Origin of the sequence: Burkholderia sp. Tr-20390, from assembly GCF_017104595.1 — a bacterium.
In the GTDB taxonomy this organism is placed as follows: Bacteria; Pseudomonadota; Gammaproteobacteria; order Burkholderiales; family Burkholderiaceae; genus Burkholderia.
Window position 1 is genome coordinate 43,310 of record NZ_JAAGPC010000023.1, and the last position, 16,734, is coordinate 60,043.

Consider the following 16,734-nt stretch of genomic DNA (forward strand, 5'->3'; position numbering starts at 1 on the left):
ATGAAACGACATGCCGCCTGGGCGGGCATGGCGTCGGGGATCGCGCTTGGCGCCGTCCCCGCGCTTGCATCGGCCGCAACGCTCGACGGTGCCACGCTGTCCGCTCTCTGGGGCATCCCGTTCGCCGGGATCCTGCTGTCCATCGCGCTGTTCCCGCTCGTCGCCCCCGTGTTCTGGCATCACCACTTCGGCAAGATCGCGGCCGGGTGGGCGGTCGTGTTCCTGATCCCGTTCGCGTTCGCATTCGGCGCGGGCACCGCGTTCGGCACGCTCGTGCATGCGCTGCTCGAGGAATACATTCCGTTCATCGTGCTGCTCACCGCGCTCTATACGGTCGCGGGCGGCATCTGCGTGAACGGCAACCTGCACGGCACACCGAAGCTGAACACCGCGATCCTCGCGCTCGGCACGCTGCTCGCGAGCGTGATGGGCACGACGGGCGCGGCGATGCTGCTGATCCGGCCGCTGCTGCGCGCCAACGACAACCGCAAGCATGTCGTGCACGTCGTGATCTTCTTCATCTTCCTCGTCGCGAACGCGGGCGGCTCGTTGTCGCCGCTCGGCGATCCGCCGTTGTTTCTCGGTTTCCTGAATGGCGTGAGCTTCTTCTGGACGACCACGCACCTCGCGCTGCCGATGCTGTTCATCTGCGTTGTGCTGCTGACGCTGTTTTTCGCGCTCGATACGTACTTCTACCGGAAGGGCGGCGAGGAGCGGCCCGCCGTGCTCGACCCGACGCCCGACAGCGACCGGTTGTCGATCGACGGCAAGATCAATTTCGTGCTGCTCGCGGCCGTGATCGGCCTGGTGCTGATGAGCGGCATCTGGAAGCCGGGCGTCACGTTCGACGTGTGGGGCACGCACGTCGCGTTGCAGAATCTCGTGCGCGACGTCGCGCTCGTGGGCGTGACGCTCGCGTCGCTCGCGCTGACGCCGCGTTCCGCGCGCGAGGGCAACGCGTTCAACTGGGCGCCGATCGAGGAAGTCGCGAAGCTGTTCGCGGGGATCTTCGTGACGATCGCGCCGGTGATCGTGATCCTGCGCGCCGGTGCCGACGGCGCATTCGCGCAGATCGTCCATCTCGTCACGGGGCCGGACGGCAAGCCGATCGACGCGATGTACTTCTGGGCGACCGGCGTCCTGTCGTCGTTCCTCGACAATGCGCCGACCTATCTCGTGTTCTTCAACCTCGCGGGCGGCGATGCGCAGTCGCTGATGACGACCGGCGCGTCGACGCTGGCCGCGATTTCTGCAGGCGCGGTGTTCATGGGTGCGAACAGCTATATCGGCAACGCGCCGAACTTCATGGTGAAGGCGATCGCCGAATCGCGCGGCGTGAAGATGCCGAGCTTCTTCGCTTATCTCGGCTGGGCGCTGATCGTGCTGATACCGGTATTCCTGCTTACGTCGTGGATCTTCTTCACGGCGTAAGCTGACGATTTTCAACCTAGAGCGGGTGGTTCCAGTGGCGCACGGCGCGCAGCGATCCGCCCGCGGCATGCGGAGATGGCGATGCAGAAGATCCTGGTCGCGCGTCCGATCTTTCCGGACGTGATCGAGCGGCTCAAGCAGTATTTCGACGTCGACTGGAACAACGGCGACGCACTCGCGCCCGACGCGCTCGCCGCGCGTCTGGCCGACAAGGACGGCGCGCTGACGGCCGGCGATCCGGTCGGCGCGGCGGAGCTCGCGGCAGCGCCCCGCCTGCGCGTCGTCGCGAACATGGCGGTCGGCTACAACAATTTCGACATGGCCGCGTTCAACGCGGCGAACGTGCTCGGCACCAACACCCCCGACGTGCTGAACGAGTCGACCGCCGATTTCGGCTGGGCGCTGATGATGGCCGCGTCCCGCCGGATCGCCGAATCCGAGCACTGGCTGCGGGCCGGCCACTGGCAGAAGTGGGCGTACGACGGTTTCCTCGGCAGCGACATCTACGGCTCGACGCTCGGCGTCATCGGGATGGGGCGCATCGGCCAGGCGCTCGCGCGCCGCGCGCGCGGCTTCGGGATGCAGGTGATCTATCACAACCGGTCGCGGGTCGCGCCCGAGATCGAGGCCGAGCTCAATGCCGAATACGTGTCGAAGGACGCGTTGCTCGCCCGCGCCGATCACGTCGTGCTCGTGCTGCCGTACACGAAGGAGAACCATCACACGATCGGCGCGGCCGAGCTCGCGAAGATGAAGCCCTCCGCGACGCTGACCAACATCGCGCGCGGCGGGATCGTCGACGATGCGGCGCTGGCCGTCGCGCTGCGCGCCGGGACGATCGCCGCGGCCGGCCTCGACGTGTACGAAGGCGAGCCGACGGTCCATCCGGCACTGCTCGAGGTGCCGAACGTCGTGCTGACGCCGCATATCGCGAGTGCGACCGAAAAGACGCGCCTCGCGATGGCGAACCTCGCCGCCGACAACCTGATCGCCGCGCTGGGCGAGGGGCCGCGCGCAGGGCAACCGCCGAATCCGATCAACCCTGACGTGATCGGGAAGCCGCGCGCATGACGATGACGTTGTTGCTTGCGGCGGTCGTCGTGCTGGCCGTCGCGCTTGCGGTGGCGATCGTCGCGCTCGTGCGTGGCGGTGGCCGCCACGACGATGCGGCGATACTCGGCGACCAGATCGAGGACGCCGCGCATGCGCAGGCGCGCGCAGTCGAGCGGCTCGAGCGCGAATTGCGCGGCGAGATCGTCGAGAACGCGCGCGGTTCGCGCACCGAGCTGGCCGGCAGCTTCGCGCAGCTTCAGCAGACGCTCGCCGCGCAACTGACGAGCGTTGCGACCGTGCAGAACAACCAGATCGAGGGTTTTGCGCAGCAGCTCGGCAAGCTCGTCGCCGGCAACGCGCAGCAGTTCGACGCGATGCGCGAGAGTGTGCAGCGCCAGGCGCAGCAGGCGCGCGAGGAGCAGACGGGCGCGCTCAGGCTGTTCGGCGACACGTTGAACCGGCAGCTCACGCAACTGACCGAAGCGAACGACCGCCGGATCGGCGAGGTGCGCGCGACGCTCGAACAGCGGCTGAAGGAAATCGAGACGAACAACGCGGCTAAGCTCGAGGAGATGCGCCGCACTGTCGACGAGAAACTGCACGCGACGCTTGAGCAGCGGCTCGGCGAATCGTTCAAGCTCGTGTCGGACCGGCTCGAGCAGGTGCATCGCGGGCTCGGCGAGATGCAGACGCTCGCGGCGGGCGTTGGCGACCTGAAGAAGGTGCTGACCAACGTGAAGACGCGCGGTACCTGGGGCGAAGTGCAGCTCGAGGCGCTGCTCGAACAGATGCTGACGCCCGAGCAGTACGCGAAGAACGTCGCGACGGTACCGAAGAGCAGCGAGCGCGTCGAGTTCGCGATCCGGCTGCCGGGGCGCGAGGCCGGCACGCGCGACGCGCCGCCCGTGTGGCTGCCGATCGACGCGAAATTTCCGCGCGAGGACTACGAGCGGCTGATCGACGCGCAGGAGCGTGCGGATGCGGTGGCGGTCGAGGAAGCGGCCCGCGCGCTCGAGGCACGCGTGCGGCTGGAGGCGCGCACGATCGCCGAGAAGTATGTGGCGCCGCCGCACACGACCGATTTCGCGCTGCTGTTCCTGCCGACCGAGGGGCTCTATGCGGAGATCCTGCGTCGTCCGGGGCTGACCGACCTGCTGCAGCGCGACTATCGCGTGACGGTCGCCGGCCCGACGACGCTCACCGCACTGTTGAACAGCCTGCAGATGGGTTTCCGCACGCTCGCGATCGAGCAACGGTCGAGCGAGGTGTGGCAGGTGCTCGGGGCGGTGAAGACGGAGTTCGGCAAGTTCGGCGACGTGCTCGCGCGCACGAAGTCGCAGCTCGAAACGGTCACGCGCTCGATCGAGGCCGCGGAGCAGCGCACCCGCGTGATGAACCGCAAGCTGAAGCAGGTCGAGGCGCTGCCGGGCGATACGGCGGCAGGGCTGCTGGGTGCGGAAGGGGCCGACGGTGCCGATGCGGACGACGCATGACGCACATGGCCGACATCGGCTGGAAAGCAAAAACGGGCGCCGCGGCGCCCGTTTTCTTTTGACGCGATGGCCGGCGCGGCCGGCTCGCGGTCAATGCCCGGCAAGCGTATCCAGTGCGTCGCCGGTGACGCGAACGATGCGCCAGTCGGGCAGCACGGTTGCGCCCATCTTTTCGTAGAAATCGATCGCCGGCTGGTTCCAGTCGAGGACCGACCATTCGAAGCGTCCGCAACGGCGCTCGACGGCCAAGGCGGCGAGGTGACGCAGCATCGCGGTGCCGAGGCCCGTGCCGCGCTGCGACGGCTGCACGTACAGGTCCTCGAGATAGAGGCCGCGATGGCCGAGGAACGTCGAATAATTGTGGAAGAGCAGCGCATACGCGACGATCGCGCCGTCGTGCTCGGCCACTCTTGCCTCGGCGGCAGGCTGCTCGCCGAACAACGCGTCGGCGAGATCGGCCTCGGTTGCGACGAACAGGTGTGCGAGTTTCTCGAACTCGGCCAGCTCGCGCATCAGCGCGAGGATCGCGCCGACGTCGCGTGCCTGGGCCGCGCGGATCAGCGGTGTGCCGCTCACGCTTCTTCCGGCGGGTCGGACAGCACGATCTCGATGCCGCCGAAGCGCGATGCGACCCAGTTGTACGCGTGGCATGCGATCCACAGCAGCACGAAGCCGAGGATGGCGTTCAGCAGCAGCGCGCTCAGGATCGTGCTCAGTTCGACCATCCCGTAGCGAACGTACGCGACGAGAATGCCGAGCAGCACGATCGGCACGCTGAACGTCAGGTAGACGAGGATCAGCGCTTTTGCGGTCTGCCCCGCGGCGATCGACGAAATTTGTTTCTTCATGTGCGGATTGCCCCCGTAGAGATATACCGATAGTGGAATTCAGATCAGGCCGTCGAGCGGCAGGATGTCGACCGGGGTGCCCGCGTCGACTGCCGCGGTATCGTGGCCCAGGACGATGAAACAGTTGGCGGCCGCGAGGCCGCTCAGCGACGCGGAACTCTGCGAGCCGGCCGGTGCGACGTGCCAGCGGCCGTCGGCGGCGCGCGTCGCGACGCCGCGCAGGTAGTCGGTGCGGCCCGGGCGCGTCTTCAGCGCTTGCGTGCTGAGTGCGGTATGCATCGCCGGCGGCTGGGCCTGCGCGCCGGCCAGCGTCAGCAGCGCGGGGCGCACGATCGCGTAGAACGTCACGGCAGACGCGACCGGGTTGCCGGGCAGGCCGAAGAACAGTGCGTGACCGGCGCCTTCGGCGGCGCGTGCGAGCGTGCCGCACGCGAGCGGCCGGCCGGGACGCAGCGCGACGCTGGCGAAAGTCACGTCGCCGAGCCGTGCCATGACGTCGCGCGTGAAGTCGGCTTCGCCGACCGATACGCCGCCCGACGTGATCACCGCATCGGCCTGCGCGGCGACCGCGCCGCGCAAGGCGGCTTCGAGCGCGGCCGGGTCGTCGCGGACGATCCCGAGATCGACCGCGTCGACATGCAGCCTTTCGAGCATCGCGATCAGCATCCCGCGGTTGCTGTCGTACAGGGCGCCGGGGCCGAGCGGCTCGCCGGGCTCGCGCAGTTCGTCGCCGGTGGAGAACACGGCGACGCGCACGCGCCGGCGCACCGCAACTTCGGGGAAACCGAACGACGCGAGCAGGCCGAGATCGGACGGCCGCAGGATGCGGCCTGCGGCGAGCGCGCACGCGCCGCGCGCGAGATCCTCGCCGGCCTTGCGGCAGTTCGCTCCGCGCGCGATGTCGTGCGCGGCGAAGTGGATCGTGTCGCCGTCGACGCGCACGCGTTCCTGCGGAATCACCGTGTCGCAGCCGGCCGGCATCGGCGCGCCCGTCATGATGCGCACGCATGATCCGGCCGCTACGGCGCCGTCGAACGGATGGCCGGCGAGCGCGGTGCCGGCGACCGCCAGCGTGACCTCCGCTTGCGGTGATGCGTGCGTGCCCGTACTGCCGTCGAACGCATAGCCGTCCATCGCCGAGTTGTCGTACGCGGGAATGTCGAACGGGGCGTTCACGTCGGCCGCGAGCACGCGGTCGAGTGCATCGCGCAGCGCCACCGTGTCGCACGCGTCGACCGGCACCGCGAAGCGGCACGCGAGCGCCTGCGCGTCGGCGAGCGACAGCGGGGCATCGGAATCGGGTGCGGTTCGGGGGGCGGGCGAGGATTGCGTGATCATCAGTCGGACTGCGCCGCAAGGCGTATCGGGTTCGTGGCCGGTGGCGCGAGGAGGGTGCCTGGGCGCGGGTTGCGCGTGCGGCGGGCGGGAACCGCGCGGGTGCCGTCAGCGGCGGGCCAGCGCGGCGAGTTCCTGCCAGGAGTTGGCATTGTAAAACGCACGCTCGTCGTGAAACTCGACTTCGACCGTCTTGTGGCGTGCGTACCACGCACGCACCTTGCGGTCGCCGGCGGCGAGCCGGGCGGCGAGATCGTCAGCCAGCGACGTGCGCAGCAGCGCGAACGTCGGCTGCGGCGAGCGCACTTGTTGTGCATCGACGGTCACCGCCATGGCGATGTCGGCCTGCCGCGCGTCGAGCGCCGCCTGCAACCGTGCGACGAGGTCGGCCGGCAGATAAGGTGTATCGCATGGCGAGCACGCGACGAGCGGCGCGCGTGCCGCCCGCATGCCGGCAAGCAGGCCCGCGAGCGGGCCGGGGAAGTCGGGTGTTTCGTCCGCGACGATGCGCGCGTCGAATGGCGCGCCGAGTTCGGCATAGCGATCGGCATGGCGATTCGCGCTGATCAGCGTCTCGTCGACCTGCGGCGAGAGCCGGCGCAGCACGTGCAGCGCGAGCGGCGTGCCGTCGAGCAACTGCAGGCCCTTGTCGACGCCGTCCATGCGTGTGGCACGCCCGCCTGCGAGCAGCAGGCCGGCGATCGTGGGAGAGACGGAAGCGGGCATGGTAAGAGGGCGGGATGGGCGGCGTGCGTCAGCCGCCGATATACGACATCTCGACCCGCTTGCCGGCGCCGTCGGGCACGGCGTCGGCCGACGCGCTGCCGCGCAGTTGTGAATAACGGTCGGTGCGGGCCTGCCAGATGCGGGCGATCGCGGTCGCGATCTCGGCGTCGCTCGCGCCGCCGCGCACGAGCGCGCGCAGATCGTGGCCGGTCGACGCGAACAGGCACAGGTACAGCTTGCCTTCGGTCGACAGCCGCGCGCGCGTGCAGTCGCCGCAGAAGGCCTGTGTGACGCTGGAAATCACGCCGATCTCGCCGCCGCCGTCCGCATAGCCCCAGCGCTGCGCGGTTTCGGCCGCCGTGTGCGGATCGAGCGGTACGAGCGGGAAGTGTTCGGCGATCCGTGCGATGACGTCGGCCGATGGCAGCACCTCGGTCATGTTCCAGCCGTTCGACGTGCCGACGTCCATGTATTCGATGAAGCGCAGGATCACGCCGGTGCCGCGGAAACGCTCGGCCATCGGCAGGATCTCGCTGTCGTTGGTGCCGCGCTTCACGACCATGTTGACCTTGACCGGCGCGAGGCCCACGGCCTGGGCCGCGAAGATGCCGTCGAGCACGTCGGCGCTCGCGAACTCGGCATCGTTCATGCGCTTGAACAACGTATCGTCGAGCGCGTCGAGGCTGACCGTCACGCGCGTGAGCCCGGCGTCCTTCAGCGCGCGCGCCTTGCGTGCGAGCAGCGAACCGTTGGTCGTGAGCGTCAGGTCGAGCGGGCGGCCGTCGTGCGTGGTCAGGCGGGCGAGGCGCTCGATCAGGAATTCGAGATTCTTGCGCAGCAGCGGCTCGCCACCCGTGATGCGGATCTTCTCGACGCCGTGTGCGACAAAGAGTCGCGCCACGCGTTCGATTTCCTCGTGCGTGAGCAGCGCGCTATGCGGCAGGAACGGGTAGTCCTTGTCGAAGACGGCGCGCGGCATGCAGTACACGCAGCGGAAGTTGCAGCGATCCGTCACCGAAATGCGCAGGTCGCGCAGCGGCCTGGCGAACGTGTCGGCCAGCGTGCCGTCCGGGGCGTGCGCGACGCCGGAGACGTCCGGCATCCCGCTGACGTCGGCGAGAGGAATGATGCGTCGGGACATGTTGAAAGAAGTGCGAACCAGACCTCTATTTTAGCCGCAAGCGGCGGGTCGGTCCGGTGGGCGGAAACCCGCAGCGCGGACATGAAAAAGCCCGCCGGAGGCGGGCTTTTCCTGGTCGGACGATGCGTCGATCAGTGATGCGTCGTTTCGACCTGCTGCATCGGGGCCGTATCGACCGGCGGCAGCGCCTTGCGTTCGCGCGGCACGCGAGCCGGACGCGGGAGGCGCGACGCGGCTTCCTGCGCAGCGGCGAACTTGCCGGCGTCCGTGTTCACCCAGACGAGACCAGCCTGCTCCAGCACGGTGTCCAGGCTCGCCGAAGCGGGCGCGGCTGCCGGTTGGGCGGGGGCCGGAGCCGGTGCCGGTGCGGCGACGGCCTCGACCGGCGCGGCTTCGACATGGGCCGGCTCCGCAGCCACCGGAGCGGCTTCGGTCGTCACGGCCGGCGCGGCTTGCTCGACGGGGGCCTGCTGAGGCGCCTCGACGGCGACAGGCGCTGCCGGCACTTCGAACGCGTCGGTCGGCGAAACCGCGACCGGAGCCGGACCGGCTTCCGTATCGACGGCCGGTGCGACCGGGGCCGGTTCTGCTGCCTGGGCGACCACTGCTGCTTCGACCGGTGCTGCCTCGACGTGTACCGGTGCCGGCTGCGGCTCGACAGCGGCCGGTGCTGCCGGTTCGGCATGGTGCTCGACCACGGCTTCGGCGACGACGGCGCTTGCCGCGGCGGCTGCCACGACGACTGCCGGTGCGGCCGGGTGGGCCGGTTCGGCAGCAGCCGGTGCTTCCGGCGTCACGGCTTGCACCGTCACTTCGCCTTCTGCGCCTTGCTCGGCGTGGTCGACGCCTGCGCCGTCTTCCTCGCGCTCGCGACGACCGCCGCGGCGGCCGCGACGGCGACGGCGACGTTCCTCGCCATCACGCGCGCCGGCTTCCGCATCGGCTGCCAGCTCGGCGCCGGGCAGGGCTTCCGCGACGGCCTTGTCGGCTTCCGCGTCCGGATGGGTTTCGCCGCGGGTGACGGTTTCCAGCGTGGCCGCATGCTGGGTCGGCTTGCGGCGCTCGCCGCGCTCGCGACGTTCCTGGCGCTCGCCACGACCGGCTGCTTCAACGCCTTCCGGCTGCTCGACACGCTCGCGCGGTTCACGCGGTTCACGCGGTTCGCGGTTCTCACGCGGTTCGCGCGGCTCACGGCTTTCACGCGGCTCGCGGCCTTCACGCGGGCTACGGCCCTCGCGACCTTCGCGGTTCTCGCGACCTTCACGCGGTTCACGACCCTCGCGCGGTTCGCGGCCTTCACGCGGCTCACGAGCCTCACGCGGTTCGCGCACTTCCTTGCCTTCGCGCTCCTGGCGTTGCTGCTGGCCACGGCCTGCCGCGACCTGGTCGCGGCCGCCTGGCGCCTGCTGGGCGCCGCCGCGACGGTTGCGGTTGCGATCGCCACCGCGTTCGCCGCGTTGCTCGGACTTCTCGGCGCGTTCGCCGCGAGCCGGACGGGCTGCCTGCTCCTTCGCCGGGGCCGGAGCAACCGGTGCGGGTGCGGGCGCCGGCGATACGCCGAACAGACCCTTCAGCCAGCCGATGAAGCCGCCGGTTGCCGGCGCGACAGGCGCGGGCGCTGCAACGGGTTCGACCGGGCGCTGCGGTGCCGGGCTCGGGGCCGGACGCTCGGGCGTGATGCCCTTGACCGCGGCTTCCTGCTTCGGCTTCACTTCCGCCGCGCGCTTGCTGTAGCCGGTTTCCGACTCGAGTTCGCGGGCGGCTTCCTCGGCCATCTTCCAGGACGCGCGCGGGTCGTCGAGACGGGCGTCGTCGTGGCGCAGGCGCTCGAGCTTGTAGTGCGGCGTATCGAGGTGCTTGTTCGGGATCAGCACGATGCCGACCTTGAAGCGCGACTCGATCTTGTTGATTTCCTGACGCTTTTCGTTGAGCAGGAAGGCGGTCACCTCGACCGGCACCTGGCAGTGGATCGCCGCGGTGTTTTCCTTCATCGCTTCTTCCTGAATGATCCGCAGGACCTGCAGCGCGGACGATTCGGTATCGCGGATGTGACCGGTGCCGTTACAACGCGGGCAGGTCACGTGGCTGCCTTCCGACAGGGCCGGACGCAGGCGCTGGCGCGACAGTTCCATCAGGCCGAAGCGGGAGATCTTGCCCATCTGGACGCGCGCGCGGTCATGCTTGAGCGCGTCTTTCAGGCGCTGCTCGACTTCGCGCTGGCTCTTCGCCGATTCCATGTCGATGAAATCGATCACGATCAGGCCGCCGAGGTCGCGCAGGCGGAGCTGCCGGGCGACTTCGTCGGCTGCTTCGAGGTTCGTGCGGGTCGCCGTTTCCTCGATGTCCGCGCCCTTGGTCGCACGCGCGGAGTTCACGTCGATCGCGACGAGCGCTTCGGTGTGGTCGATCACGATCGCGCCGCCCGACGGCAGCGGCACCGTGCGCGAGTACGCGGTTTCGATCTGGTGTTCGATCTGGAAGCGGGAGAACAGCGGCACGTCGTCGTGGTAGCGCTTCACCTTCGCGACGTTGTCCGGCATCACGATGTCCATGAATGCGCGGGCCTGATCGTGGATTTCGTTCGTGTCGATCAGGATTTCGCCGATATCGGGCTGGAAATAGTCCCGGATCGCGCGGATCACGAGGCTCGATTCCAGATAGATCAGCATCGGCTGGCCGGGGTTGCCGCTTTGCGACGCCGCTTCGATCGCGCGCCACAGTTGCAGCAGGTAGTTCAGGTCCCACTGCAGTTCCTCGGCGCTGCGGCCGATGCCCGCGGTACGGGCGATCATGCTCATGCCGTCCGGGATCTGCAGTTGCGCCATCGTCTCGCGCAGTTCCTGACGCTCGTCGCCTTCGATCCGGCGCGACACGCCGCCGCCGCGCGGATTGTTCGGCATCAGGACCAGGTAGCGGCCGGCGAGCGAGATGAACGTGGTGAGGGCGGCGCCCTTGTTGCCGCGCTCTTCCTTCTCGACCTGGACGATCAGTTCCTGGCCTTCGCGCAGGGCATCCTGGATGCGCGCGGAGCGCATGTCGATGCCTTCCTTGAAGTACTGGCGGGCGACTTCCTTGAACGGCAGGAAGCCGTGGCGGTCTTCGCCGTAGTTGACGAAGCACGCTTCGAGCGACGGCTCGATACGGGTGATGACACCTTTGTAGATATTGCCTTTGCGCTGTTCGCGCCCGGCTGTCTCGATGTCGATGTCGATGAGCTTCTGCCCATCGACGATGGCGACGCGCAGCTCCTCCTGCTGCGTCGCATTGAACAGCATGCGTTTCATGAACGACTCCAGGCGGCTCTGCTGGCGGCGCCTCGCGGTTGTCAGTCGCGAGGGCGGGAACGACGGCAGGCCGCGCCTTGTTGTGTTGTCACGAGCACGCTGGAGCGGGAACGATGGCGGGGAGAATTGCCTGAAGAGGCGCTTGGGCCCGAAAGACGGGGCCGGCGGCCATAGGGCACCTGCGAACACGGCTTCAAAGCACGGCGTCCACACACCGCACGCTGTCAAAGCGCGCTAAGCCTGAGGCCGGGCACTGCCGCGGGGCGCGTCGCCATGCGACGCGCGTGCCAACGGGCGGCAGATGCTGCGGCTCGGGCCGCAGCGGGGAGTATCGAATCCAGCCCGACTTTCCCGCCTGGGGTGTACTTCCCTGGTTTGACGTCGCCAGGCCCCGCACGCTTCGCGGAGCCAAATCGGGCGCAACGCCGTAATTTTCGCAACCGGCAGCCTGCGCGGACGCACTTCGCGCCGTCGGGCTGCCGATCAAATTCTTTTCAACCAACTTTCCGTTACCGCGGCGCCTTGCCGACCGAATCCGCCTGTGGGCGCGATCCTTGCCGACGGGCGGCGCCGTGCGTGCAACTTGCTGCATCTCTTTGATTAGGGGCGAGCAGCAGACCCCCGGCGCAAGTAAAATAACGGTTTGCGCTTGCGCCTTGCCCGGTTGGTCCGGGCCGGCCGGTGAGGCCGCCCGCAACGTCAGGCTGGGCAAAATTATATTCAGTATGAACGAGTTAGGCAAAATATCCCAGAATTCGGTCGCAAGCGGCCAGGTATCGATGATCGAGATCGATGAAAACTCGGCCGGTCAGCGTATCGACAACTTCCTGTTGCGCGTCTGTAAAGGCGTGCCGAAAAGCCATATTTACCGGATCCTGCGCAGCGGCGAAGTGCGCGTGAACAAGGGTCGGGTCGATGCGCAGTATCGGCTCGCGTTCGGCGACATCGTCCGCGTGCCGCCCGTGCGCGTGGCCGCCGCCGACCTCGCGCGTGCCGAAGCCACCATCGTGCCGCCCGCGCACTTCGACGTGCTGTTCGAGGACGACGCGATGCTCGTCATCAACAAGCCGGCCGGGGTGGCGGTCCACGGCGGCAGCGGCGTCGCGTTCGGCGTGATCGAGCAGATGCGCCAGGCGCGCCCGCGCGCGAAATTCCTTGAACTCGTGCACCGGCTCGACCGCGAGACGTCCGGGATCCTGATGCTCGCGAAGAAGCGCACGGCGCTGGTGGGCCTGCACGAACAGATTCGCGAGAACAAGATGGACAAGCGCTACTTCGCGTGCGTCCACGGTGAATGGCAGCCCGACTGGGGCCGCCGCCGCGCGGTGAAGGCGCCGCTGTTCAAGTATTCGACCCCGGAAGGGGAGCGCCGCGTGCGGGTGCAGGACGACGGGCTGCCGTCGCATACGGTGTTCAACCTCGTCGATCTGTGGCCCGAGTACGCGCTTCTCGAGGCGGAACTCAAAACGGGTCGGACCCATCAGATTCGTGTGCACCTCGCGCATCTCGGGCTGCCGATCGCCGGCGACGCCAAGTATGGCGATTTCGCACTGAACAAGGCGCTGGCGCGCGCGAATGCGCAGCCGTCGTTGAAACGGATGTTCCTGCATGCGTACCGGCTGCGGCTCGCCCACCCGCTGACCGGCGAGGCACTGCAGTTCGATGCGCCGCTGCCGGACGAATGCCGGCGCTTCCTCGATCAACTCAGCGCACTGCGCGATACCGCCTGAACCGCATGGCTCGACAGCAATTTGACCTGATCGTCTTCGACTGGGACGGCACGCTGATGGATTCGACTGCGCACATCGCGCACAGCATCCAGGCCGCATGCCGCGATCTCGGCTTGCCCACGCCGTCCGACGAGGCGTCACGCTACGTGATCGGCCTCGGCTTGCGCGATGCGCTGCAGATTACGGCTCCGACCCTCGATCCGTCCGACTATTCGCGGCTCGCCGAGCGCTACCGCTATCACTATCTGCTCGACGACCAGCGCATCGAGTTGTTCGCCGGCGTGCGCGAGCTGCTGGCCGAGTTGCGCGACACGGGCTATCTGCTCGCCGTTGCAACCGGCAAGGGTCGGGTCGGGTTGAACCGCGTGCTCGACCAGTCGAAGCTGACGAGCCTGTTCGATGCGACGCGCTGCGCCGACGAGACCTTCTCGAAACCGCATCCGGCGATGCTGCACGAACTGTCCCGGGAATTGGGGCAGGACCTGTCGCGCACCGTGATGATCGGCGACACGACCCACGACCTGCAGATGGCCGCGAGTGCCGGGGCCGCTGGCGTCGGCGTCGCGTACGGCGCGCATACGGCCGACGCACTGGCCGCGCTCGCGCCGCGCTTCGTCGCGCCTGACGTAGGCGCGCTGGCCGCGTGGCTGCGGGAGCACGCATGAGCGCGGCGCCGGACGCCGTGCGCGTGTGCGCATCGGATGCGCTGGCCGACGGCGGCGCCGGCGTGCGCGTCGACGCGACGCTGCGCGGCGAGCAGGCCGTCGTGTTCTTCGTGCGCTACGAGGGCCAGGCATACGGTTACCTGAATCGCTGCGCGCATGTGCCGATGGAGCTCGACTGGGCCGAAGGGCAGTTCTTCGAATCGTCGGGCCTCTACCTGATGTGCGCGACGCATGGCGCGATCTACGAGCCGAACACCGGCAAGTGCGTCGGCGGCCCGTGCCGCGGCGGCCGCCTGCGGCCGGTCGAGGTCGACGAGCGCGACACGTCCGACGGGCGTGCGGTATTCTGGGTGCCCGACGCTGACCTGCGTCCCGCCGTTCCCGCCACGACCGACTAACGACAACCCTGCATGGCCGACCAACCGAATTCCCCTGATTCCTCCCCCCGTTCCGATAGCCGTGAACCGAACTGGGAGCGTGCGGCGCTCGAGCGGATCACGCTCGCGGCCGTCAAGGAGCAGCGCGCGGCGCGGCGCTGGAAGATCTTCTTCCGCTTCGCGTTCCTCGCCGTATTCGTGCTGTTCGCGTTCGCGCTGATCGATTTCTCGAGCGATTCGAAGTTCTCGTCGAGCGGGCGGCATACGGCGCTCGTGACGATCGACGGCGAGATCGCGGCCGGCGTCAACGCAAACGCCGACGACATCAACACGGCGCTCGACGCCGCGTTCGACGACGACGGCACGGCCGGTGTCGTGCTGCGGATCAACAGCCCGGGCGGCAGCCCGGTGCAGGCCGGGATGGTCTACGACGAGATCCGCCGGCTGCGCGCGAAGCATCCGGACAAGCCGTTGTATGTCGTCGTGACCGACATGTGCGCATCGGGCGGCTATTACATCGCGTCCGCGGCCGACAAGATCTTCGTCGACAAGGCGAGCATCGTCGGGTCGATCGGCGTGCTGATGGACGGGTTCGGCTTTACCGGGCTGATGGGCAAGCTCGGTGTCGAGCGGCGCCTGCATACGTCAGGTGAAAACAAGGGCTTCTACGACCCGTTCTCGCCGGAAACGCCGAAGATGGACGCGCATGCGCAAGCATTGCTCGACCAGGTGCACGCGCAGTTCATCAAGGCCGTGAAGGATGGCCGCGGCAAGCGGCTGCACGAGACGCCCGACATGTTCTCGGGGCTGTTCTGGACCGGCGAGAAGAGCGTCGAGCTCGGGCTGGCGGACGGTTACGGCACGACCGACACGGTCGCGCGCGACGTGCTGAAGGCGCCGGATCTCGTCGACTATACGGTGAAGGAAAGCCTGACGAACCGCGTCGCGCGCAAGTTCGGCGCGGCCGTCGGCGGCGCCGCGATGAAGGCGCTGACGGCAGGCGGCGCGTCGGTCAGCCTGCGCTGACCGGAGGCGGGCGGGCCGCGATGGCCCGCCGTTCACCTGGCGGATCGCCTGCCGCGTTCAGTTCGCCAGCAGCAGGAAGATCGCAGGGCGCTTGTGCAGATTCGGCGCGGGCGCCTTTTTCCAGTCCGCGACGGTGCGGCTCGCGATCGTCTCGGTCGCGAGGGTCAGGTCGGCCGCGACGCAGATCTGCGTCGACGGCGCGCAGGTCGCGACGAGCGTGTCGAGCATCGCCTGATTCCTGTACGGCGTTTCGATGAAGATCTGCGTCTGGCGCGCCTTGCGTGACAGTTGCTCGAGTTCGCGCAGGCGTTTGGCGCGCGCGGCCGCGTCGACCGGCAGGTAGCCGTTGAACGCGAAGCTCTGGCCATTCAGGCCCGACGCCATCAGGGCGAGCAGGATCGAACTCGGCCCGACGAGCGGCACCACCTTCACGCCGCGCTCGTGCGCGCGGCGCACCAGCAAGGCACCCGGGTCGGCGACGGCCGGGCAGCCGGCTTCGGACACGAGGCCGGCGTCCGCGCCGGCCAGTACGGGCGCGAGCAGCCGGTCGATGGCGCCGGCCGGCGTGTTGACGTTCAGTTCGCTGATCTCGATTTCCTGGATCGGGCGCGTCGTGCCGATCTTCTTCAGAAATGCACGCGTCGTCTTCGCGTTCTCGCCGATGTAATAGCCGAGCGTGCCGGCGCGCGCCTGCACGGCCGCGGGCAGGACGGCCGCGAGCATCGATTCGTCGCCTTCGCCGAGCGTGTTCGGGACGAGGTAAAGCGTGCCGGCGGTCATGCGCGGTCTCCACGGGTGGTCGCAAACAACGGATAGTCGGCGGCGCGCAGCATGCGCGTGAGCGCGATCAGCGGCAGGCCGACGAGCGCGGTCGGGTCATTCGAGTCGATCGCGTCGAGCAGCGCGATGCCGAGCCCTTCGGACTTCGCGCTGCCGGCGACGTCGTACGGCGTTTCGGCGCGCAGGTATGCATCGAGTTCGGCCTCGGGCAGCGAGCGGAAGCGCACGCGCGTGACGATGTCCTCGACCTGCGCTTCACCCGTCCGGCTGTCGTACAGGCACAGCGCGCTGTGGAATTCGACTTCGCGGCCCTGCATCGACACGAGTTGCGCGAGCGCGCGCTCATGGGTGCCGGGCTTGCCGATCTGGAGCCCGTCGAAGGTCGCGACCTGATCCGACCCGATCACGAGCACGCCGTCGGGCGCGTCGATCGTCGCGGCGACGGCGCGCGCTTTCGCACCGGCGAGCCGCAGGGCGGTCGCGGCCGGCGTTTCGCCGTCGTGCGGGGTTTCGTCAAGGTCGGGTGACACGACGTCGAAGGGGATGCCGAGGCGCTCGAGGAGCGCGCGGCGGTAGCGTGAACTGGAGGCAAGAATCAGCCGCGGCGGGCGGCAAACGGTATCCGGCATGGTCGGTTGGATCGGTGAGTCGTCAGGTGTTGTGCGGCGTTGCGCGGACGCAAGCTTAAGTGATTGACCGCAAAAGGTAAAACAGGTATGCTTTCCCGCTTTTCGTCGGCAGGCTTCCCCGTGTGGTGGCGCCTGCCGGGTCTTCGGAAGTAAAGTACGTCATCCGTGGATGAGCCGTACGCGAGCGGTACCAAGCCGGATTCGCAAGTCAGCCTG

15 protein-coding genes are annotated in these 16,734 nt (G+C 68.4%); 7 read left to right on the top strand and 8 right to left on the bottom strand.

Features of this window, described 5'->3' with window-relative positions:
• The 3 genes from G3N98_RS09380 to rmuC all read left to right on the top strand — a co-directional run bounded on the left by G3N98_RS09380 (window position 1) and on the right by rmuC (window position 3,977).
• Window positions 1-1,431 (top strand): sodium:proton antiporter, encoded by a 1,431-nt coding sequence (locus G3N98_RS09380; RefSeq protein WP_206148007.1) that lies wholly within the window; start codon window positions 1-3, stop codon window positions 1,429-1,431.
• An 81-nt stretch (window positions 1,432-1,512) separates the two neighbouring features.
• Window positions 1,513-2,502 carry a D-glycerate dehydrogenase gene (locus tag G3N98_RS09385; protein WP_206148008.1) on the top strand — a complete coding sequence of 330 codons (990 nt, stop codon included), beginning with the start codon at window positions 1,513-1,515 and terminating at the stop codon, window positions 2,500-2,502.
• The gene (rmuC, locus tag G3N98_RS09390) at window positions 2,499-3,977 is read left to right on the top strand and encodes a DNA recombination protein RmuC (protein ID WP_089430778.1); all 1,479 of its coding nucleotides are present in this window, start codon (window positions 2,499-2,501) and stop codon (window positions 3,975-3,977) included. The genes G3N98_RS09385 and rmuC overlap by 4 nt, the downstream gene beginning before the upstream one ends.
• Window positions 3,978-4,067: 90 nt before the next feature.
• On the opposite strand, the gene G3N98_RS09395 is transcribed toward rmuC, so the two are convergent.
• From G3N98_RS09395 to G3N98_RS09420, 6 genes are all read right to left on the bottom strand, one after another.
• Window positions 4,068-4,553: a GNAT family N-acetyltransferase gene (locus G3N98_RS09395; protein ID WP_089472403.1), complete on the bottom strand. Its 486-nt coding sequence runs from the start codon at window positions 4,551-4,553 to the stop codon at window positions 4,068-4,070.
• Entirely contained in the window at window positions 4,550-4,825 is a 276-nt protein-coding gene (locus tag G3N98_RS09400; protein WP_006401288.1) for a hypothetical protein, read from the bottom strand. The genes G3N98_RS09395 and G3N98_RS09400 overlap by 4 nt, the downstream gene beginning before the upstream one ends.
• 39 nt (window positions 4,826-4,864) lie before the next feature.
• Window positions 4,865-6,163 (bottom strand): gephyrin-like molybdotransferase Glp, encoded by a 1,299-nt coding sequence (glp, locus tag G3N98_RS09405; RefSeq protein ID WP_206148009.1) that lies wholly within the window; start codon window positions 6,161-6,163, stop codon window positions 4,865-4,867.
• 105 nt (window positions 6,164-6,268) lie between these two features.
• Window positions 6,269-6,886 (bottom strand): molybdenum cofactor guanylyltransferase MobA, encoded by a 618-nt coding sequence (mobA, locus tag G3N98_RS09410; RefSeq protein WP_206148010.1) that lies wholly within the window; start codon window positions 6,884-6,886, stop codon window positions 6,269-6,271.
• Window positions 6,887-6,914: 28 nt separating this feature from the next.
• Entirely contained in the window at window positions 6,915-8,027 is a 1,113-nt protein-coding gene (moaA, locus tag G3N98_RS09415; protein WP_089424839.1) for a GTP 3',8-cyclase MoaA, read from the bottom strand.
• Window positions 8,028-8,158: 131 nt separating this feature from the next.
• Window positions 8,159-11,311 carry an Rne/Rng family ribonuclease gene (locus tag G3N98_RS09420; RefSeq protein ID WP_206148011.1) on the bottom strand — a complete coding sequence of 1,051 codons (3,153 nt, stop codon included), beginning with the start codon at window positions 11,309-11,311 and terminating at the stop codon, window positions 8,159-8,161.
• 725 nt (window positions 11,312-12,036) lie between these two features.
• On the opposite strand from G3N98_RS09420, the gene G3N98_RS09425 reads away from it, so the two are divergent.
• The 4 genes from G3N98_RS09425 to G3N98_RS09440 are packed head-to-tail and all read left to right on the top strand — an operon-like array spanning window position 12,037 to window position 15,109.
• The gene (locus tag G3N98_RS09425; protein ID WP_089472407.1) at window positions 12,037-13,041 is read left to right on the top strand and encodes an RluA family pseudouridine synthase; all 1,005 of its coding nucleotides are present in this window, start codon (window positions 12,037-12,039) and stop codon (window positions 13,039-13,041) included.
• 5 nt (window positions 13,042-13,046) lie between these two features.
• Window positions 13,047-13,706 (top strand): HAD-IA family hydrolase, encoded by a 660-nt coding sequence (locus G3N98_RS09430; RefSeq protein ID WP_043181953.1) that lies wholly within the window; start codon window positions 13,047-13,049, stop codon window positions 13,704-13,706.
• On the top strand, window positions 13,703-14,104 hold the full coding sequence (locus G3N98_RS09435; protein WP_043181955.1) for a Rieske 2Fe-2S domain-containing protein: 402 nt from the start codon (window positions 13,703-13,705) through the stop codon (window positions 14,102-14,104). The genes G3N98_RS09430 and G3N98_RS09435 overlap by 4 nt, the downstream gene beginning before the upstream one ends.
• 12 nt (window positions 14,105-14,116) lie before the next feature.
• A complete protein-coding gene (locus G3N98_RS09440; protein ID WP_206148012.1) occupies window positions 14,117-15,109 on the top strand; it encodes a S49 family peptidase in 993 nt (330 codons plus the stop codon).
• 57 nt (window positions 15,110-15,166) lie between these two features.
• Here the strand turns inward: G3N98_RS09440 and G3N98_RS09445 are convergent, their stop codons facing one another.
• Window positions 15,167-15,889 (bottom strand): SAM-dependent methyltransferase, encoded by a 723-nt coding sequence (locus G3N98_RS09445; protein ID WP_089424844.1) that lies wholly within the window; start codon window positions 15,887-15,889, stop codon window positions 15,167-15,169.
• Window positions 15,886-16,518, bottom strand: a complete 633-nt coding sequence (locus tag G3N98_RS09450) for a Maf-like protein (RefSeq protein ID WP_071334149.1) — start codon at window positions 16,516-16,518, stop codon at window positions 15,886-15,888. The genes G3N98_RS09445 and G3N98_RS09450 overlap by 4 nt, the downstream gene beginning before the upstream one ends.
• Window positions 16,519-16,734 lie beyond the last annotated feature (216 nt).